This window comes from Tumidithrix elongata BACA0141, assembly GCF_036349135.1.
Lineage (GTDB): Bacteria > Cyanobacteriota > Cyanobacteriia > Pseudanabaenales > Pseudanabaenaceae > Tumidithrix > Tumidithrix elongata.
Genome location: NZ_JAZBJZ010000026.1, coordinates 29248 through 49611 on the forward strand (window position 1 = coordinate 29248; position 20364 = coordinate 49611).

Sequence of the window (20364 nt, forward strand, 5' to 3'; positions counted from 1 at the left end):
ACTACAGAATAAAGCCTAGCCCCAAGCAAATCCCACTCCAAAAATGTAGCCCCACGGCAATAAATTTACAATTTTGGACTCGTTCGGGATAGTCGTGATACTCGTTTACCAAAGTACAGAGCTTCCAAGTTGCAGGCAGGCTGGTAATCACCAAAGCTGTCCAAATTGGAAAGGCTCCCAGACCGATACAAATTAAGGTTGTGACGTAAATACTGGCGCATACCCAAGGGAGTAGTTTTGCCGAATTTCCTGTACCCAATCGGACAATCGGCGATCGCTTCCCAGCGGCAATATCATCGGCAACCTGATGAAAGTGGGAGCAAAATAAAATCAAACTGGTGGCAACCCCGACCACAATCGAGGCAACTAAAGCCCTAACTGACCAGGTTTGGGTTTGGCTATAGTAAGCCGCCGAAACTGCCAGAGGTCCAAAACAAAAAAAGCAGATTGCCTCACCCCACCCCTGATAGCCAAATCGGAAAGGGGGACCTTGATAGCTATAACCCAAGATGCAACAGAGCGCAATTAGGATGAGGATCGATCCATCCTGTTGCCATAAAGAAATCCCCAAAACGCCGCCGATTCCTAAGAGCAAACAAATCGTGCCGATCGCGAAAATTACATTTTTTTTGCCCGTAAGGTTAACTAAGGAATGCGCCTTGTTTTTATCAATGCCCGTCTCTGAATCAAAAACGTCATTGCATAGGTTTTCCCAAACCAGAAGAAGTATGGCGGAGAGTAAAAAAGTGATAAAGACAACCCAGTTAATTTTTCCTGTTTCACCAAATGCAACCGCCGTACCCGTGGTAATCGGGATGATGGAGACGCTATACATCGGGGGCTTAATTGCCGCTAACCAAAGCTTACGTGGCGAAGGACTGGAGATGGATTGATTGGATAAAGGTTCAACGCTTTGCAGCATAAGGGATTCAGTGAAACAGATCTGGGCTAAATCATTGTATCAAGCTGCTAGGCATACACAGGCTGGAATCCGCAGATTGTAATAACCTGTTAAGAAATCCTTACTTAATTATCGTTCTGTTGAAATAAATTGATACTTAAGCCAGAACGTTAGAAAATTGTTAAGCTTTGCAAAGTAGAATAATAACAATAGATATAAACTAACTGGATAACATATGCGAGTTGCGATCGCTGGAGGCGGGTTGGCAGGACTAGCCTGCGCCAAGTATTTAGTCGATCGGGGGCATACTCCCATCGTTTTTGAGCGTGGAGATACGCTTGGGGGATTGGTTGCTGCTTGGAAAGACCAAGATGGGGATTGGGTCGAAACTGGCTTACATGCCTTTTTTGGTGCCTATCCAAATATGCTGCAATTACTAAAAGAACTAAATATTGAAGATCGGTTGCAATGGAAGCAACATACGCTCATCTTTAACCAACCTGAAAAGCCTGGTACGCTGTCTCGCTTTGACGTGCCCAACATCCCTGCTCCCTTTAACGTCATTGTGTCGATTTTGCGGAACAACGACCTGTTGACATGGCAGCAAAAGATTCGGTTTGCCATTGGGCTGTTTCCTGCGATCGTGCGCGGCAATAAATACGTTCAGGACATGGACAAATTTAGCCTCTCAGAATGGCTAAAACAACATGGCATCGACGAAAAAATTAGTAGCGATATTTTTGTTGCCGCTTCTAAAGCGCTTACCTTTATCGATCCTGATGAGGTCTCGGCGACAGTTATTCTCACTGCGCTTAACAAATTCCTGCAAGAACGTTACGGTTCAAAAATTGCCTTTCTCGATGGCGCACCTCCTGAGCGTCTATGTCAGCCGATCGCCGACTATGTGATTGCCCATGGTGGCGAAGTAAGGGTAAATGCCCCACTTAAACAAATTGTGCTGAATCCAGATGGTACAGTCAGCCACTTTGCCATTCGAGGTCTCAATGGTACGCCAGACTACGACATCACCGCTGATGCTTATGTGTCTGCCATGTCCGTAGATGCTTTCAAGTTGTTGATGCCCGAACCTTGGAAGCAGATTGATAGCTTTTACAAGTTACAGGAACTAGAAGGCGTACCTGTGATCAACGTTCAAATCTGGTTTGATCGCAAGCTGACCCATGTCGATCAATTATTGTTTTCGCGATCGCCTTTGTTGAGTGTCTATGCCGATATGAGCAATACCTGCCGCGAATATGCTGACAGCAACAAGTCAATGCTAGAGTTAGTATTGGCACCAGCAGCAGATTGGATCGACAGACCTGAGCAAGAAATCATTGAGGCAACGATCGCAGAGCTGGCAAAGCTTTTTCCCGATCAAATTCCTCAGCCTGCTAAAGTCTTGAAAGCAAAGGTTGTTAAAACGCCTCGCTCCGTTTACAAAGCGATCCCTGGGCGCGAGCAATATAAACCTAGCCAAAGCACCCCAATAGCCAATTTCTTTTTGTCTGGAAGTTATACCAAGCAAGAGTATCTTGGCAGTATGGAAGGGGCTGTACTTTCTGGTAAGCTGACAGCACAGCGTATTCACCAATCATCTGCAAACTTAACTACGGGACCATCAGTTCAAGACTTTGATCAAACCTCTAAACAGACCCCTAAGCAAGCAACTCAGCCTTCATCAGACCAGTCCATCGCTGCTAAAGCCCCTGTCTAATCCCATGGGAATGCGTCACCCAGTCTCTCTGGCTGAAGCCTACGAAATCTGCCGTTGTATTACCGCAAAATATGCCAAGACTTTCTACCTTGGCACGATGTTAATGTCGGAAGCAAAACAACGGGCGATTTGGGCAGTTTATGCTTGGTGTCGTCGTACCGATGAGCTTGTAGATGGAATTCAAGCGGATACAACCACAGATCAAACGCTGGTAGATTGGGAATCGCAGCTAGAAATGGCATTTCAAGGAGACCCTTCAAACGCTCCTGATGTCGCCTTAGCCGATACGATTAAAAACTACCCAATTCAAATCCAGCCATTTAAAGACATGATCGCGGGTATGCGGATGGACTTGAGCTGCGATCGCTACGATACTTTTGATGACTTACATTTATATTGTTATCGTGTTGCTGGCACTGTGGGGTTAATGTCGGCAGCGGTGATGGGGTTTGAAACCGCAGATGCCAGCGTCATTGCTACTGCCACCGAGGCGGCGATCGCTTTAGGCATTGCTATGCAGCTTACGAATATTTTGCGAGATATCGGCGAAGATGCGCAACGGGGACGGATTTATCTACCCCTAGAAGATCTTTCCTATTTTGACTACACCGAAAAAGACTTACTCAATGGTGTGATTGACGAGCGCTGGGTCGAACTGATGCGGTTCCAGATTCAACGTGCCCGAGAATTTTATGCCCAAGCGGAACAGGGAATCTCAGCCTTATGTCGGGATGCAAGATGGCCAGTATGGGCTTCGTTGATGTTATATCGCAATATTTTGTCAGCGATCGAAAAAAATCACTATGAAGTATTTAAACGCCGAGCCTTTGTTTCTACCTCTAACAAGGTTGTAACCATTCCTTGGGCTTGGTTGAGAGCGCAGATATAGTCAAGCTAAAAAAGTTATCGGTTACATGTTATCCGTATTACAGTGGTTTTCGAGCAAACGTATCACAAGATTGGGTCGCAGGGTGTATCCCCGCATTGGGTTTTAGGATTCTGACTGTAGTGCTTTTGAAACTAATTGTCTGTAAGTTATCCGTATTCGTAGAATTGACATTGAGAACGGATAACCCTCTCTGCTCAATTTGCGACTTTCTCGTCAACAATCATGAACGAAATTACATTCTCTAATCCTTTGTGAAGATGGAGTTCTTTCTGTTGGTTAGAAAACTTAGAATTGGAAATAATCATATCTGGTTGAAGTTCAACTGCTTTCGCTAACAGCTCCTCGCCACTAAAGGCTTTCGCGACTTTATAGCCTTTAGATTGCAAAAGCTCAGACAATGTACTCACAGTATTGAGATTGTCATCGACAACTAACACCTTTTTTTGTGAAGTTCCCTCTGAGAGTAAAGACTCGACCTCAGCTAATAGCAACTCCGAGTTAATCGGTTTGTTGACATAGCGATCGACACCCAAATGGTAGCCTCTTTCTGCCCCATCCAAAATGGAAACGATAATGATGGGAATATCCATGGTTACAGGATCTTTCTTTAACATGGAAGCTAAAGCATAACCATCAATTTCTGGCATTAACACATCCAATGTAATCAGATCGGGCTTAGATTTTTTGACCTGCTCGATCGCATCTGCCCCATCGCAAGCTTCTCTAACAAAATATCCTTTTGACTCCAGTTCTTGCCTTAGCAATTTACGAATATTGGCATCATCATCAACCACAAGAATGGTTTTACGATGTTCGGATAAAGACATGATACCGGTGTCTAAAGATGCTGGCTGTAACTGCATCACTAAAGCGTCAACATTGAGTGCTTTCACCTGAAACTCTGAGCTGAGCTCTGCAGAGGAGTCAATTTGCAGAGGAGGAACTTGAAGTTCGATGGTTGCTGTTGGAAGGCTTCCACTCTGTTCTTGCTGAATTGGTAGCGTGAAAGAAAAGGTACTTCCTTTACCTAGTTCGCTTTCCACCCAGATCGTACCTCCATGGTGTTCTACGATCTCTTTGGAAATTGGTAAGCCTAAACCTGTTCCTTTGGGTTTATCCGTGAGGGTATCGCCGACCTGCTTGAACTTTTCAAAAACTTTGGGTCTATCTTCCTCAGAAATACCCATGCCTTGGTCAATCACACTTACGGTAATATAGCGATCAGTCTGTTTGACCCTGCAAGTGATAGAACCTCGTTCTTGAAACTTGACAGCATTAGAGATCAAATTAATTACAACTTGAATTAATCTGTCTTTATCACCTGTCATCATAGGTAAGTCTGCTTGAATATCTTTGATGGGTTCTAACCCTTTTTGCTCAAACAGGGCTGAAGTTGCAGCTATAGCGCGATCGATAACTTCTGAAATCAACATGGGTTCCATTTTCCAGTCGATCTTGCCAGCTTCCATTTTGGCAATATCCAAAACTTCGTTGATCAACTTGGTTAAACGCATCCCTTCAGAAACAATAATTTCGATATTCTCTCCAACCTGACGAACTGCCCGTTGCGTTTTTTTGTCATCGGTTTGAATGAGCGGAAATATTGTATCGTCAAGCTTCTTTTGAATGAGTTTGGCAAATCCCAACACAGATGTAAGTGGGGTACGTAGTTCGTGGGAAACCGTCGAGATAAAGTCGGTTTTCATGCGATCGACTTCTTTTTCAGCAGTGATGTCACGAATAATAATAATTGAGCCCAAATAAACAATGGTAGGTTCTAGATCCGACTGTTCTGGGCTAGGGGGATCTTCGCGAAAAATGGAAGTGGCAACTGCTTTCCCCAAGCGTTTGTCAGGCAGAGGAATTTCGGCAGTAAATACACGTTTGGGATTGTTTTTAGTATTTTCAACAATGACCGTTGCTTCAGACTTCAAGATATCCTCGCAAGATTTACCCAAAATTTCTGCTTTGGTTAAACCCATCATGTTGCAAAGAGCAGGGTTAAATTGGGAGATCTTCCCATCTAGATCGACAACAACCAAGCCATCCACCATGTTGTCAATAATGGCTTTTAACTCACCCGTGCGTTGATTGACTTTTTGTTCGAGCGTACGGCTATAGTCTGCCAACTGTTCGCCAGATTGCCGCAACTGTCCAGTCATTTGATTAAAAGCTTTTGCCAGTGCCCCAATTTCGTCCTCAGTTAACACGGGCGCCTGATTGCTCAAGTCACCTTTAGATACCAACATGGCTGTGTCGGCGATCGCCAAAATTGGTTGGGTGATCCGACGAGACAATAGATACACTGCCACGAGAAGCAAGAAAACTGAACTTAGCCCCAGCAACAAAATTTCTTTAGCGAGGCGATCGGCAGGAGCAAACGCTTCTTCCTGACTCATTTCAGCAATCATTGCCAGGTTGAGTTCTTCGATCCAGTTATAAATCCCAATGACAGGTACATTCTTATAGTTATTAAATAGACCGCTATGGTCTTTCCCCTTTAAAGCGAGATCGATACCCTCACTTTTCACACCATCCGTGAATTGCGTCTTGTCCGAAACTTCTCCACCACCTGAGATAAATGCACTTCTTGACTCTAAGTTGCCCACAAGATAGGTTTCACCGCTCGAACCCATACCTTTATTCTGGCGAATTAGCACATCGACATCTTGAAGATTGAGATCGACAGCTACATAGGCTAATTTACTCTTTTCCCGATCGACAATGGAGGTAGCATAGGTAATCATGGGCTTACCTGATTGCGTTGAGGTGTAAAAATTTGGCTTCACCAAATCTTTATCTGTAGCAATGAAAAGTGTCGTTGTATTCCCTAAAGGTTGATATTTCCCAACCTTTGTTTTATCGGTCGAGTAGATGATGATGCCCGCGTTGCTTAAAACTGAAATCTGATCGATTTGATTTTTTACACGAACAATGCTTGAAAGGCTATTATCTAAGCCTTTATATGCTTGTTGATATTCAGGATCTTCAGGCTTTTTTTTAAGTAGGATTTCAACCTGACTTCTGACTTCAGACAGTTCGCTGATCAAGACAACGTCATTACGGCGATTATCAAACCATTGAATGACTTGATATTCTTTAAGCGAGTTTGCCACATCAAGGCGATCGAAGATCGATTGCTTTAATGCGGTTCTGCCACGAACATTCGTAGTAATGGCTACGATCAGAACGGTTATACTCGAAACTAGAAAGAAAGAGCCAACTAGCTTAACAAGTAAGCTTTTGTTCAAGAATTTCATGCACTACCTCTGACCTACATTGCCTAGATATGAAGGCTCACATTGCAGAATGTTACTTCCAATCTGAAAATATCTGTTTAATATCAGCGATCGCCTTGTCGGCTGCTTGTTCAGGAGTTTTTCCATCAACATCGATGCTTCTAATCGCTTTCCCCCATATATTCTGTGATTGTACCTCAGTGTAGGCTGGATTAACCACTTGGTAAAATGGTCTTGTATTTTTCAACTGTTTGACAGCTACCGAAATATGTGGATCTTTTACGTCATTCCAAAAAGGATCGCTTAGCTGTTTTGTCATAACAGGGAAAAATCTACCCTGAGATCCCTTAACAAACTCTGACAAATTATCGGGGTTGATCAAAAAAGACAAGAAGTTTTTTGCAATTTCCTTATTGGTTGAAGCTTCAAATAAACAGGCTTGTTTAACGGCAACGAGATAGGTCAGAGGTTTTCCATCAACCCGATTTGGCCACTCGACAGTTGCCATTTTGTTAAAGTAAGTTTCTTTGTCTTGGCGCTGTGAGCCTGGGATTGACAACGAGGGATTAGGCGTCATCACCGTTTTGCGGCTAAGAAACTCAATATTGTTATCGGGATCTGCCCAATCAATTGCTTTAGGAGGTACTAATCCATCTTTATAGAAATTAGAATACTGAGTTAAAGCCGCAACGATCGCTTTGCGCGTCTCTGGTGCATCAAGTTGCAATCTCCCGTCTTTATCAATTAATTGCACATTGTACGCTTCTAGAAATTCTTCAAATTGATAAAAGGTGTCTGTGGCAGTTACAGACATGGGCATTCCCATAGCATAGAGCTCACTTTTGCCCTTTTGGCGAAGGGCTGTCTGACTATCACCCCAAAATTTCCAAAAGGCATTCCAATCTTTGGGAATCTTTTCGCTACTTGAGCCACTTTCTTCTAAAAGATCCTTCCAGTAGTGAATATACGTTGTGTTTTGAGAAATAGGGATAGCGTAAAAACTACGCTTCTTAGTCGTATTATTTTCGTAACTTACGGCTTGTAAAGCGCTTGGCTCATACAGATCTTTGGCTGGCTGAATTACATCTGAGACATCGGCAAGCTTGTTTTGCCATGCCAGTCTGGGCATAAGACTAAAATCACCACTATAGCTATACAGAATATCGGGCGGATTGTCGCGCTCGATCGCATTCTTAACTTCACGAGCTAGATCCTTTTCACTGTAAATTGTCAGATTTGCTCGTTTGCCTGACTGCTTTTCCCATGCAGCAACAATTTTTCGAATGGTAGCGGTTTCTTCAGGGAAATATCCCTCATTCCACCAAATTCGGAAAGAGGTATCTCGATTTGGATTTGGTGGGTTGGTTGACGTTTGATTTGTGCAAGTGATCAACCCAAAGGTAATCAGGAATAACAGCAGGACTGTAAGTATGCGATGACGCATGGTTAATTATCTTTTACCTCATCGTAATATTTTTCGTTAAGGAGCCATGGTCTGTCTGACATCACTGGCAATCTATCAACCTAGATTCTCTCTAGTAAATTTATGCTTTTGCTCATGTTCTGTCAAAAAGTTAATTAAAAATTTACAAGTGAGATTTACTAAGCTTTATTAACTATATCAAGAACTATAACTTATCTCGATCTTGGCAGAAATTATGTTAGCTATTGCCAGACTAGTATCCAGGATCTAAATATCCAATCTCTAACATGTAGTGTTTATTGGACATCTAAGCAACACTTGCGCTATTTGACTGATGCCTTCAAATTTAGCTTTGTGCCACCCTAGTCTCGTAATGATGACACCATAGATACCAACTGCTAACCTTAAATATAAATAGACCTAATGTTCTCAAATCAATGGGATTTACATGGTTAGCTTTTGCCATCTCACTTTAAACTAATGAGGCTGGCTCTTCGTGAACTCAATTAGTCGCTAAGAGCAATACCCACCCAGATAATTCCTGTGTAAGCTGTGGGGCATGAATATGAATAATCGTTCGTAACCTTAAGTAAATTAAGATTAAAAATCTCAAGGACTTCAAACATGGATTATCCCAGAATGTTTCGTATGAGCCAAAGGTTTGAGGATCGCATTCTAACAGATATACCCGAAACCATACGAAAAGAGATCGACCGTCTAAACCCCAGTGAATTAATTCGACCTAATCAATCTGTGGCTGTAGCGGTAGGCAGTCGAGGCATTGATAACCATGGGTTGATTGTTAAATCGGTAATCGATGAATTGCTAGCATTAGATGCTAAGCCTTTTATCGTCACTGCTATGGGAAGCCATGGCGGAGCTACTGACGAAGGCCAAGCAGCGATCTTGGCAGGCTATGGGATTACAGAAGAAACAATGGGTGTACCCGTGCGATCGTCCATGGATGTGATTCAGATTGGTACGACTGATTTTGGTATGCCAGTATTTTTTGGTCGTATCGCTTCTGAAGCAGACCATATTGTATTAGTTAATCGCATTAAGCCCCACACAAGATTTGCGGGTGAGATCGAAAGTGGCATGTTAAAGATGATGGCGATCGGTTTAGGCAAACGCATAGGTGCCGAGACCTATCACCGTAACTTTGTGCATTACTCCTTCGATCGCGTGGTCAGAAGTGTATATAAAATCGTCATGCAAGAGATGCCGATCGCCTTTGGGATCGGCATTATCGAAAATGGCTATCAGCAGACTGCGGAAATTAAAGCGATCGGTCGAGATAATATCGAACAGGAGGAACGAGAGCTTTTACGCATGTCCAGAGCTTGGTGTCCAAAACTACCCTTTGATGATGTAGATTTACTCATCATTGATGAAATCGGTAAAGACATCAGTGGTGCAGGGATGGATACAAGCGTTACAGGGCTGAAAAAAATATTTTGTCCTGAGCTAGTGCACTCGTTACCGCGTGTGAATAAGATTTTTGTGAGAGACTTGAGTAAGGGCACGGGTGGCAATGCCATGGGGCTGGGGCTTGCAGATTTCACAACAAAACGACTTGTCGATAAAATTGACTTTAACTCTTTCTATACCAATGCACTCACAGCACAGAACCTACGGGGGGCTAAAATACCCATGTTCTTTAAGACGGATAAAGAGGTGTTAGACGCTGCATTTAAATCCTTTGGCTTAATTGAGCCCAGAAATGCCAAAATACTTTGGATCAAAAACACCTTGCAGATCTCTGAGGTAGAAGCTTCCATTTCTTATCGAGATAGAGCGAGAACTAGGCCAGATATTACATTATTGAGTGAACCTCGTTTTCTTGAGTTTTTGCCAGATGGAAACCTTCCAGATTTTGTGTTGTCTGGAGAAGCAGCCTATCAAACTGTTTAAATACTTGCAATGCTCGTCTCTTAAACCAATCACTTAATATTTAGCAATTTTAGCAATGGATAACCTCATTCAGCTTTACGGCACTCTGATTGGTTGGGTACTTTTAGGCTTTGCTCTAGGTCGCTACCTTTTGCCCAAAAAGACCTCACTATATATCGGTAAATTTCTATTTTGGTTTGGTGTACCCCTGCTAATTGTTGCCTCTTTGCGGGGACGTGATTTGTCTGGGGGGGTGTTGGTTGCTCCAGTCACTGCGTGGATTGCTATTTTAGTTGGTGCTGCATTTGCCTGGATCTGGATTGATTTGGGTGTTACAGATGAAAGGCTGAAGTCCTTTTCCAGTGGTATCAAGTTTGTCGATCGCTCAGGTGGTGAGCTTGCGGTTGAAGATGGGACTGCTGTTCGAGCTAGCTCATGGAGTAATAGCACGCAGGGTAGCTTTCTCTTAGCGATGATGGTTGGCAATACAGGCTATATGGGCTACCCAGTAATTTTATCTGTCGTAGGCAAGGAATACTTTGCTTACGCTGTTTTCTACGATCTTTTAGGTTCGACACTAGGTGCCTATGGTTTGGGCGTTGCCCTCGCTGCCTACTATGGTACGAGTGCTAATGCCCAAGATCAGAAAAAATGGTGGGTAAACATTTTCGATCGCCTTCTTCGCAATCCCGCACTTTGGAGTTTAGTTCTTGGTTTATCGATTAGTAATGTTAAATTACCTGAAATTGTCGAGCAGGTGATTAAAACCATATCGATCCCGATTGTGCCATTATCCCTAGTGATGATTGGCTTGCAGTTGAGCCAATTACCCTCTATTCGTAAGTGGGGACAAGCTGTAACTTGTTTAATTATTAAGATGCTGTTAGTGCCCCTAGTCGTTGGTACAGGGTTAATGTTTTTTGGGGTTACGGGCGCACCAAGGCTAGCAATGGTGCTACAGATGGCTATGCCTCCTGCATTTGCCACCTTAGTAATTGCGCAAGCCTATAACCTAGACAAAGATTTGGCTGTGACATCACTAGCTTTTGGTTCTGTGGGGCTGCTATTTACCCTACCTGTCTGGATCTGGCTATTTAGTTAAGATGATTGATTTGAAGGGCTGAGAGGGCTGACCAACGCTTATCAATGGTTGGAGTGGTTTCTGAAGATTGATTTACTTCTGGAGCATCAGGCGCAATTTTAGGGAAAGGGATTGCTAAACAAAATTGTTCGTAGAGCCATGTTGCAGGGTCAAAGTAACCGTTAGGGGGTAGGCTTTCAACCAAGTCATCAATCGGTATTTCCTTTTCTTTCGTATGTTTTTCCACAGGAAGTGGAGCGGCCAACCAAATTAGTTCGGAAGCATCGATTGTGAGGCGATGATTAAACTGCACTAGGGTGCGATCGCAGGTCAATGTCATAATTGCCCATCCCGTTGCCTTAACTTCTAGACAAGAGCCTAGGTGTTTAACGGTTAAAACTCCTTGAGCAGGGGTAAGGGTTTCTAGCCCGTCAATAAATTCTTTAAATTCGATCGCCTCGGTTGCATCTACTGCCTTTGCCAACTGAGGAATATAAATTTTATCCATAGGTTTGAGTTCTCTAATTTTGAACGAGTCGCACAATTAGATGCCGATGGGGTTCCTTGCCTTGACTCAAGGTTTCTATATCTGAAAATCCTTTCAAGAACATATGCACTTGTCTGCGTTCTGCCGATGAAAGATTTTTGATCGCATATTCTTGTTGGGTTTCTCTGACGCGATCGGCAGCTTGTTCGGCCAACTGTTGCAACTCAACTTGTCGCTTTGCTCGATAACCATTAAGTTCGATTGTATAAAAGCAATGGTCTTCCTCCGACGGTAAATGCATGTTTAACGTCGTATTGGTGAGATATTGCATGGCATCAAGCGTGCTGCCATCCATGCCAATCAGGGCTTGGATTTGATGAGGGCGGAGCGAACTATGGTCAATTTCCAACCAATAGTTAGGCGTATTCACTTCAGGATCGCTATTGGCTTTCAACTCTGCACGCACGGTGCAAAGATAACCCATTAGCTCTAGCAAATGGGTCAGCCACTTTACACCTACTTCAGCTTGGCTCATAGATTGACTCTTGTCTACTTCTTAACTCCGCTCGGAACCATAAAGACCATTATTTCTTCAGTCTTTCTTCTTTAGTCTTTCTTCTTTTTCTTAGAAGAACCTGGCTCAAAGGGCAATGGCGATTTTCCTTCAGCTTTATTCTCAGCTTTAGGATCTACCTTCTTTGCATCTACCTTAGGTTCGGCTTTATTATCTTTGGCTTTAAAAGGCATTTTGCTAGGTTCGGCTTTGCTTGGAGCAATAGCTTTACTAGGCTCAGCTCTTTTAGTCGGTTGAGCGGAAGATGCCGAAGTATCCACTAACTTTTGTAGATTTTCTGGGAGAGGCTCTTTTGACACGATAAAGGCTTGCACAGTCTGAAAGACGTTAGCAATCAGCATATATAGCAAAACCCCTGAAGGCAAAGGAAAGAATAAAAACATGCCAGAAAAAATGACTGGTGTAATTTTATTCATGGTTTCTTGCTGTTGCTGGCTATCAGAGTTAGCCTTTTGTCCAGAGGAATTGCCGCCAGAGATGGCTTGATTGATATAGAGGCTCAAGCCAAAACCAAGGATCATGACCATGATGTCCCAGTTGATGCTGCCATCAGGATTTGTAGCGCCAACCTTACCTAAAGCTTGGATAAATAAGAAACCCTTGCTAGATGCTAGACCGGGTACGGTAGCTTGAACGGTAACGTCTCCTGGTTGTAGGGCAGTAATCACACCATCAGGCGACACCTCAGCCAGACCTTGACCTTTGGTGATCTGCCATTTGGGGGTTAGATCGGTGTCTGGAAATTTTGCATTGAGTATATCAAAACTTTCCTTTTGGATGGTTTGAAGTTTGATCGCTTCCTTTGCACCTACGGCAAGATTTGTACCAGATGGCGCAATTGCTTGTACGGGGTAATGAACTTTATCTGCAAAGTAAACATTTTGAGTGGGTGAAACAAAAGGTTGCGACTCAACAATTTGTTCGGGTGGTGAAATCTGAAAATTGAGCGTGTAGTTAATGTCTGCAAAAGGCGATCCCCTTAGAGTGGCAAATAGGGCAAACAGGATAGGTAGCTGAAGAATCGCAGGAAGGCAACCAGAGAGTGGATTACCAAACTCCTTAAAGTTTGCCGAGTTTACCTTGCCCATTTCTTCCTGTTGTTTTGCAGGATCGCTCTTATAGCGCTCTTGGACTTCCTTAATCCGTTGTTGCATGATCGGGTTAGCGATCTTCATGCGGCGCATACTTCTTAGTTGATTTGCGCTCACAGGAAAGAGTGCAAGTCGAACAACCAATGTGAGTGCAACAATTGCCAACCCATAACTAGGCACAATGCCATAGAAAAAGTCTAGGAACGGCAACATGACACTGTTTGACAGGAAACCTACACCAAAATCCATGCTTTAACCTTTTCTTTTAACTTTTAACTTTTAACTTTCTATGCTTTATGCCCTGGGACAATGCCTGTATACATTCTTGTATACAGTTTGGGAACTAAGTTGCACCCCCGACGCCTCCAGTGACTTCTCTCGCCTTAAGGCTGAGCTTTGACTCTATATAGTCATAGACTTCACGAAACTTTGGGACGGACCTTAGCTCTAACCGCGAACCATCCTTTAAGGTAAGTACCATATCACCCCAAGAACCTAATCCACGAGGAACCGTGACGATTTTCGTAATCTCAGCATAAACAATATCTGTGCGATTGCGCCCAAACCAACCTCCAGTCACGGTGATTCGACGATTTGTAATTCTATACCTTAGCCAAATTGCTCTGACTACAGCGCCAATCGTAATGGGAATAGTAATTACAAATACACTGAGCAGCAACCCAATGATCAGGTCTCCAATATGCGGGGCACCTTCGTAATAAACTTCTTCGTTAATTGCCATGCAAAACTTTAGCCTTGACTAATAATGTTATTAAATCATCCCAAAGTTGCTTAAAAGTTGGACTCCCCTGTAGGGTGGAAACCGTTACAACTATCTGCAAACCTTGCCTTAATTGTGACAGAAGTTGACGAAAAATTGCACGTAGCTGGCGCTTAATTCGGTTACGGGTTACCGCCAGTTTGCTAACCTTTTTACTGATCACAATGCCAATCTGTATGTCAGTGCCAGACTTTTCACTTGTTTTATTCAAGTCGTAAACGCGTAAGCGCAGGTGCTGACCACTGTAGCGATCGCCTTTAGCATAAACTTCAGCAAAGTCTTGCCTTCGCCTCAGACGATTTTGAGCAGGCAGCACGGTATTGGCAAAAGATAGGTGTGAAACGAAGTAAGCAATATGAGGTGAGTCGGCACATGACTGACAGGATGCAGGATCGAGCAGTAGATGTGGAATGAGATAACAACTCAGTATTCTCAGAGTGTTTTAGGCATTTTTGAAGCTATTTTTCAGACCGTTGCTTAAACAAGCCTTTGAAACAGAGCTTCTAAAAGGGTCTTTTAAACCGTGGTGAGACGTACACGACCCTTACGGCGACGAGCTTTAATCACGTTTTGACCTGTGGGGCTCTTCATTCTGGCACGAAACCCAGAGGTGCGTCTTTTTTTACGGGAAGTACCGCCTAGAGTGCGTTTGGTCATAGCAGTTAATTATTTGGTTTCAAATCGTGTCTTTTTCACAGGCTTCTAAGTATAACACCTGTGTTTAGGCTAAGTACAATTTTATTGAGAAAGCAGAACAATTCCAAATTTGGAGAGACTCACCAAGTAACAGGTTTAAAACTATAGCGATCCTATATTGTTTGTGGGCGTAGCACAGGCTTTCAGCCTATGCAGACAAGAGCCCTGCACTACAAATTAATTACAACTCTCTTGTGCGTTAAATTTCTTCCCAAAAATCAATAGTTAATAGTGAGTCAATATCGTGGCTAAATTGCCATGCGTCGGGAAATGTAAAATTACGATACTCTTGGCAAGTATTTTTTAGCGCCGATCGCCACGCACTACTAAAAGCCTCTTCCCAGATTGCCTTTAGGCTTGGAGACTGTTCGAATATGTCTTCTAGTTGCGATCGCTGTTCTCTAATCGTGATTTCCCAACCATTGAAGCATTCGGGCAGATTGACATACGTCCGCTTGAGTAAATGCTCTAGCAATGTTCTCAATCTGCTTTTTAGCTCTCGTCTATCCCTGCCTGCCAAACCTTCTAACTCCTCAATTAGATTGACAATATCAAGATTGTGAAAATCGCCAGACTTTAATTGCGCGATCGCCTGCTCTAACCAGAGATTAAGATCGCGCTCATAAAGTGAGATTTTAGAGGGTTCAGACGCAATTACTTGTGTCATGGGTTTGAGAAATTAGCTTGAGAAATTAGCGAATGTACTCTTTTAAGACGCTATTGCGATTGGGGTGGCGCAACTTGCGCAGTGCCTTTGCCTCAATTTGGCGAATGCGTTCGCGTGTAACGTTAAAGATCTGTCCGATTTCTTCAAGGGTTTTCATGCGCCCGTCGTCTAGCCCATAGCGCAAACGCAGTACATCGCGTTCTCTGGGGCTAAGCGTGCCTAAAACACTTTCAAGATCTTCTCGCAGCAAACTCTTGGCAACTTGGTCGTCTGGGGTTTCTCCGTCTGACTCAATAAAATCACCTAAACGCGAGTCTTCTTCTTTACCAATGGGAGTTTCTAAAGAAATTGGCAATTGAGCCGATTTGGCGATAAAGCGCAATTTCTCAATGGTCATTTCCATGCGCGTGGCGATTTCCTCTTCGGTAGGCTTGCGCCCCATTTCTTGAGAAAGTAGTTTTGTGGTTTTTTTGATCCGCGAAATGGTTTCGTATAGGTGAACGGGTAAGCGGATCGTGCGAGACTGATCGGCGATCGCACGGGTAATTGCCTGCCGAATCCACCAAGTTGCATAGGTTGAGAATTTATAGCCCTTCTCATGGTCAAACTTTTCGGCAGCACGGATCAGACCAAGGCTACCTTCTTGAATCAGATCTTGAAATGACAGACCGCGATTCATGTATTTCTTGGCGATCGAGACAACCAGACGCAGGTTTGACTGCACCATCTTGTCTTTAGCTCGTCTGCCAGAGTGCAAACGTTGACGAAATGCTCCTAGGGACATTTCCATGCGCTCTGCCCATTCTGATTCTTTGACATCATCAGGGGGACAGTCGTGCTGGTTGGCAATCTCTTCGCGTTTTTGCTCAAGCTCTAGCAAATCGGCAATTTTACGGGCAAGCTCAATTTCTTCATCCGCTCTGAGTAGGCGAATGCGACCAATTTCTTGAAGATATAGCCGAATTGAATCTTCGGTAAAATGCTTTTTCTTGGTCTGACTGGCGCGTGTCTTTTTAGCGCCCTTTGTTTTGGCTAACTTACCACCATCTTCGTCATCGGAAGCAATATCTAAAGGGTCTGCTGAGTCTAGATCGTCACTTCTGTCATCATCCTCTAGATCAATGTCTTCTTCTTCACTGTCCTCAATTTGATCGGTAGGCAACATGACCTCAGGGAGTAAGTTGATGGCTTTGCTCATGCCAGATTCCTCAGATTCCGTACTTGTCTAAACTGCAATGCTTTGTAATCTATGTATGTGGGAAGATGCAGCCACGATACCTAGCTGTATATGCTACAGGAAGGTGTGTCTGAGAACCAAAGCCATAGGGCTTAATTCTAACTTCAAAGTCAGCGTTTCATTCAGTGCTTTTGGACAGCAATGCAGGCAACGCTTCCCTATTCTGGCACATCCACAAATGTAACAAGATTGATTGTAGCCTTTCTAACACAAAAGTGAGGCTCTATGACATGCTGTCTTACAACTTTTTACTCGAATGACACCGAAACCAGATAGATTGATTAAGTATTGTTAAGCTGATTGAATTATGTTGCGTAAAGTGTCGTTAGCCTCAGTGCTCCTCTTGGTTGGAGCTTCGCTGAGTTTGGTCGGATTTTTTGCCTACGCTCAAGGTAACTCAACCTTAAACTTGGTTGGTTTCTTTTATGGCATCCCGATTTTGTTAGGGGGAGCGGCGCTAAAGTCATCTGAGGTGAAGCCAGTGAAGGTTTTATCTCCTGCCTCTGCCGCTGTTGTGAAACTGAGAGAAACACAGGCAACCTCAACCCAAAATCAAGTGCGCAAGGATGTAACGCGCTATCGCTATGGCATTGAGGCGCATTTAGATCAGGTGTTAGACAAATTGGGCTTGAGTCCTACCGATGAGGAGCGTCCAGTTTTATCAGGTCTGTATGAAGAAATTTCTGCTTCTGAGGCAACTCAGGGTGCTTATAGTTTGGTTTTACGATTTAACTCGCCGCTAATTGGCTGGGATACTTGGCAACAAAAACAGGAAAAATTTACGCGATTTTTTGGTCCAGGGGTTGTCGCTCATGTCCTACAGCCTGAAGATCGTGTGGTCGATTTATATCTGACCGCACTTACTGGAGAGTCTGCTAAAGAGATCGAAGCAAAAGTTTAAATTGGGATTATGGCACTGGTTTCTTTGGCAGCATTGGTTGCAGGTGCAAGATCTGGGAAACTTGTAAGTTTTCCGACTGACACTGTGCCGGCTTTAGCTGCGATCGCTAGCAGAACCGACGAGATTTTTGCGCTCAAGCAACGTCCCAAAGACAAGCCACTGATTTTAATGGCAGCGAGACTGGACGAGCTATTGAGGTTTGTCGATACCGAACATGCTGCCTTACCGCTTTGGCGTAAAGTGGCGAAACAATACTTACCAGGGGCTTTAACCTTGGTTTTGCCTGCAAATTTTCTAGGTCGTCAACTAAATCCTGGCTTTGATACAATTGGGGTGCGCATCCCCGAGCACCCGATCGCTCTGGCTCTGTTACAACAAACAGGAGCCTTATTAACGACGAGCGCTAATCAAAGCGGACAACCACCGATGCGAAAGATGTTAGAGATTTCTAACTATTTTCCTGAAGTACTGGTTTTAGGCGATCGCTTTGAGCATGGGCTAGGTAAGGAAGAAAATCTTGAAATCGCAACAGGAAGCGGATCCCCCTCCACGGTGGCAGAGTGGACTGACACAGGTTGGCAAATCAGACGACAGGGTTCGGTAAAGCTTTCTGAAACTAATTGAATTAATTTTGGTTGAAATCATTTATGGCAACCGTTAGGACGTCTATTGTGATAATTACCTTGCGTAGCAAGGCTTCTAGAAAAGCTAATAACTAATAGCTGAATGCTGACCGCTATAGCTGGGCTAGAAGTTGAAAAATCGCTCGATAGGTTTTGACAAAATCTTTTGCTAAGGCATAGAGTACTCAGAAATTAATTTTTTGAAGCTTCAGAAAGTTCATTTTTGAATTTCGCCTGTATGATGTCATGCAAAGATTCTTGATTTTGAATCCGCAGTTTTGGAGCATGTCAATTTGTCAAACTTTTGGGAAAACGGAGAACTTTGATGCGATGCCCTAAAGATAAACAGGTTCAACTTGTGGCAAGTCAGCTCAGTCAGGGTCTATCTGTTTGTCATTGTTCGACCTGTGAAGGCAATTGGATCCCATGCGTCGAGTACGAACAATGGCAGGCACAACAATTGATCGCTCGACAAGAATCTGCGGATTCGCCCATGACAGAACCAGCGTTTCTCGATGAATCGCTGAATTTTGCCCCTGCCGCAACGGATGCAAAAGCGGGTTTATGCCCAGAATGTGGGAGTTACTTGGCAAGGACGAAAATAAGTCTCAAGCAACCTTTTTATCTGGAGCGTTGTCCCGTTTGCAGTGGAATTTGGTGTGACAAGGGCGAATGGGAAGTTTTAGAAAAGTTAGATTTAACAACAAAAATTCCTCAGCTTTTTTCGAGCCAATGGCAAGCACAAATGCGTGAGAAGGTGCAACTCGAACAGGAACGACAGGCAGTGATTGAAAAGTTAGGGACAGAATTAGCACAACGAACTTTCGATCTGGCAGATGCCCTAGAAAAGCATGAGAATGGCAGCTTTGCGATCGCTTATGTAATCCGCCGCTTCGACAAGAACTCGGATAAAGACGCCAAGGGCAATGCCTGAGCGATTCCACTAAATTTCGTCTACTGCGTCCCTCCTGCCAAATTTCGCAATCGTGAGATCGCATCCAAATAGCTAGGCATGGGTTCCTCACCAACCGCACAGGCTTCTCGGTCTACAGAAATTGGATCTTCACCCCAAAACACTTTGCCAAAAGCGATCGCCCTGCCTTTGTCAGGTTTCCAATCAGGACTGAAATATTTGAGATCGCCATCTACAACAGCACCGTCAAATAAATAGCCGATGCTAAAGTAAACATCCTGCAAAATTAGCGGAACCGAAGGACGATGCAATTGTCCCCGCGAATGTGCACTTCTGGCTTTGTAATGCGATCGGGGAAATAGCCCATAAAGATTTTTTAAAGAAGCGGAAACCAGCGGTTCGCCCTTGAGATGCGTGCGTTTGAGCGCACCAACCGTAATGCGGCAGTCAACCTCTTGCAATAGAGCAGGGGCAAACATGCTTTTAAATCGAACGGGCTGGGGCGATCGATTCACATATTCAGCGAGGGGTAAGGTGTCAGCATCGAGCAACTGCATTCCCTCATCGAGGAGTTCATCTAAACCATGGTGTCGAGCAATCTCAGAGAGGCTGACGGGCGAACATACACCCTCTACGATCAGAATCTCAGCCTTGGGGCTGGCTAGCCTTAATCCTTTTAGAACTGCATCCAAGACCTGCATGCTTACGGTTACGGGTGGCTTGACAGGATAGCCGAGATTGGGTTTCACCAAAATCCGTTTTGCCGCGATCGCATGGGCTGGCGGTTGATAGATAAACGCATTGGTGTCTGCGATTTGAACTTCAGAATTTCCCTGACCTAGCATTCCCTTATCCCAGAATTAGACTTGTATCGAGGCGGGATCGGCTAATTGCCAAAGTTGAATTTCGTAGCAAAGATGTTGCTTGAATAACGATGAAGCGGCTTCACCCTCAGCAACGAGTTTCTTGAAGCGATCGCCAAATAAACGATTGAGCAATGCGTATATTGGAGGAACGGCGATCTGGACTAGATTTGCTAGATAGTGAATCGTTGATAGACCAAAAATCTGGAAGTTATGCACGCAAATATCGATGGTTGGCGCAATATGTGCCGAAATATCCTCAGACTTAACCAATGTGAACCCCGCTCGTTCCATTGCTGTTTTTAAGTCGGCTACAACATGGCAGTTTGAGAACATTAGACTTGTTTGGAAATAATAGATAATAACAAAACAGTTAGAAGGCGAGATG

General features: G+C 43.8%; 19 protein-coding genes and 1 pseudogene. 7 read left to right on the forward strand and 13 right to left on the reverse strand.

The window, feature by feature from the left end; all coding sequences use genetic code 11:
- Position 1 precedes the first annotated feature (1 nt).
- Positions 2-922 carry a 2-carboxy-1,4-naphthoquinone phytyltransferase gene (gene menA / locus V2H45_RS08675; protein WP_330483238.1) on the reverse strand — a complete coding sequence of 307 codons (921 nt, stop codon included), beginning with the start codon at positions 920-922 and terminating at the stop codon, positions 2-4.
- Between the two features lie 214 nt (positions 923-1136).
- On the opposite strand from menA, the gene pds reads away from it, so the two are divergent.
- Positions 1137-2618, forward strand: a complete 1482-nt coding sequence (pds, locus tag V2H45_RS08680; RefSeq protein ID WP_330483239.1) for a 15-cis-phytoene desaturase — start codon at positions 1137-1139, stop codon at positions 2616-2618.
- Positions 2619-2628: 10 nt separating this feature from the next.
- Positions 2629-3507, forward strand: a complete 879-nt coding sequence (locus tag V2H45_RS08685) for a phytoene synthase (RefSeq protein ID WP_408648757.1) — start codon at positions 2629-2631, stop codon at positions 3505-3507.
- Positions 3508-3701: 194 nt separating this feature from the next.
- Here V2H45_RS08685 and V2H45_RS08690 read toward each other — a convergent pair whose 3' ends face one another.
- Positions 3702-6767 (reverse strand): response regulator, encoded by a 3066-nt coding sequence (locus V2H45_RS08690; RefSeq protein WP_330483241.1) that lies wholly within the window; start codon positions 6765-6767, stop codon positions 3702-3704.
- A gap of 52 nt (positions 6768-6819) precedes the next feature.
- A complete protein-coding gene (locus V2H45_RS08695) occupies positions 6820-8190 on the reverse strand; it encodes a sugar ABC transporter substrate-binding protein (RefSeq protein ID WP_330483242.1) in 1371 nt (456 codons plus the stop codon).
- 603 nt (positions 8191-8793) lie between these two features.
- On the opposite strand from V2H45_RS08695, the gene V2H45_RS08700 reads away from it, so the two are divergent.
- Both V2H45_RS08700 and V2H45_RS08705 read left to right on the forward strand, forming a co-directional pair.
- Complete coding sequence (locus V2H45_RS08700) at positions 8794-10083, forward strand: nickel pincer cofactor-dependent isomerase, group 22 (protein WP_330483243.1); 1290 nt, start codon at positions 8794-8796, stop codon at positions 10081-10083.
- A 55-nt stretch (positions 10084-10138) separates the two neighbouring features.
- Positions 10139-11164, forward strand: a complete 1026-nt coding sequence (locus V2H45_RS08705) for an AEC family transporter (RefSeq protein WP_330483244.1) — start codon at positions 10139-10141, stop codon at positions 11162-11164.
- Here V2H45_RS08705 and V2H45_RS08710 read toward each other — a convergent pair.
- The 8 genes from V2H45_RS08710 to rpoD all read right to left on the reverse strand — a co-directional run bounded on the left by V2H45_RS08710 (position 11157) and on the right by rpoD (position 16637).
- Positions 11157-11651: a YceD family protein gene (locus V2H45_RS08710; RefSeq protein ID WP_330483245.1), complete on the reverse strand. Its 495-nt coding sequence runs from the start codon at positions 11649-11651 to the stop codon at positions 11157-11159. The two genes, V2H45_RS08705 and V2H45_RS08710, sit on opposite strands and share 8 nt — an antisense overlap.
- Positions 11652-11664: 13 nt before the next feature.
- The gene (locus tag V2H45_RS08715; RefSeq protein WP_330483246.1) at positions 11665-12165 is read right to left on the reverse strand and encodes a Jag family protein; all 501 of its coding nucleotides are present in this window, start codon (positions 12163-12165) and stop codon (positions 11665-11667) included.
- A 71-nt stretch (positions 12166-12236) separates the two neighbouring features.
- The gene (gene yidC / locus V2H45_RS08720) at positions 12237-13544 is read right to left on the reverse strand and encodes a membrane protein insertase YidC (RefSeq protein ID WP_330483247.1); all 1308 of its coding nucleotides are present in this window, start codon (positions 13542-13544) and stop codon (positions 12237-12239) included.
- Between the two features lie 94 nt (positions 13545-13638).
- Complete coding sequence (locus V2H45_RS08725; protein WP_330483248.1) at positions 13639-14037, reverse strand: PH domain-containing protein; 399 nt, start codon at positions 14035-14037, stop codon at positions 13639-13641.
- Positions 14027-14392, reverse strand: a complete 366-nt coding sequence (rnpA, locus tag V2H45_RS08730) for a ribonuclease P protein component (protein WP_330483249.1) — start codon at positions 14390-14392, stop codon at positions 14027-14029. The genes V2H45_RS08725 and rnpA overlap by 11 nt, the downstream gene beginning before the upstream one ends.
- Before the next feature lie 200 nt (positions 14393-14592).
- Positions 14593-14733 (reverse strand): 50S ribosomal protein L34, encoded by a 141-nt coding sequence (rpmH, locus tag V2H45_RS08735; RefSeq protein WP_330483250.1) that lies wholly within the window; start codon positions 14731-14733, stop codon positions 14593-14595.
- A gap of 238 nt (positions 14734-14971) precedes the next feature.
- Positions 14972-15439: a DUF29 domain-containing protein gene (locus V2H45_RS08740; RefSeq protein ID WP_330483251.1), complete on the reverse strand. Its 468-nt coding sequence runs from the start codon at positions 15437-15439 to the stop codon at positions 14972-14974.
- Between the two features lie 25 nt (positions 15440-15464).
- Positions 15465-16637, reverse strand: a complete 1173-nt coding sequence (gene rpoD, locus V2H45_RS08745; protein WP_330483252.1) for an RNA polymerase sigma factor RpoD — start codon at positions 16635-16637, stop codon at positions 15465-15467.
- 346 nt (positions 16638-16983) lie between these two features.
- Between rpoD and V2H45_RS08750 the strand changes: the two genes are divergently transcribed.
- The 3 genes from V2H45_RS08750 to V2H45_RS08760 all read left to right on the forward strand — a co-directional run bounded on the left by V2H45_RS08750 (position 16984) and on the right by V2H45_RS08760 (position 19134).
- A complete protein-coding gene (locus tag V2H45_RS08750; protein ID WP_330483253.1) occupies positions 16984-17577 on the forward strand; it encodes a DUF2854 domain-containing protein in 594 nt (197 codons plus the stop codon).
- Positions 17578-17586: 9 nt separating this feature from the next.
- The gene (locus V2H45_RS08755) at positions 17587-18201 is read left to right on the forward strand and encodes an L-threonylcarbamoyladenylate synthase (protein ID WP_330483254.1); all 615 of its coding nucleotides are present in this window, start codon (positions 17587-17589) and stop codon (positions 18199-18201) included.
- A gap of 324 nt (positions 18202-18525) precedes the next feature.
- Positions 18526-19134: a TFIIB-type zinc ribbon-containing protein gene (locus V2H45_RS08760; protein ID WP_330483255.1), complete on the forward strand. Its 609-nt coding sequence runs from the start codon at positions 18526-18528 to the stop codon at positions 19132-19134.
- 20 nt (positions 19135-19154) lie between these two features.
- On the opposite strand, the gene V2H45_RS08765 is transcribed toward V2H45_RS08760, so the two are convergent.
- Positions 19155-19958: a DUF362 domain-containing protein gene (locus V2H45_RS08765; protein ID WP_330483256.1), complete on the reverse strand. Its 804-nt coding sequence runs from the start codon at positions 19956-19958 to the stop codon at positions 19155-19157.
- Between the two features lie 15 nt (positions 19959-19973).
- Positions 19974-20364: pseudogene (locus V2H45_RS08770) on the reverse strand (hypothetical protein); the annotation flags it as partial.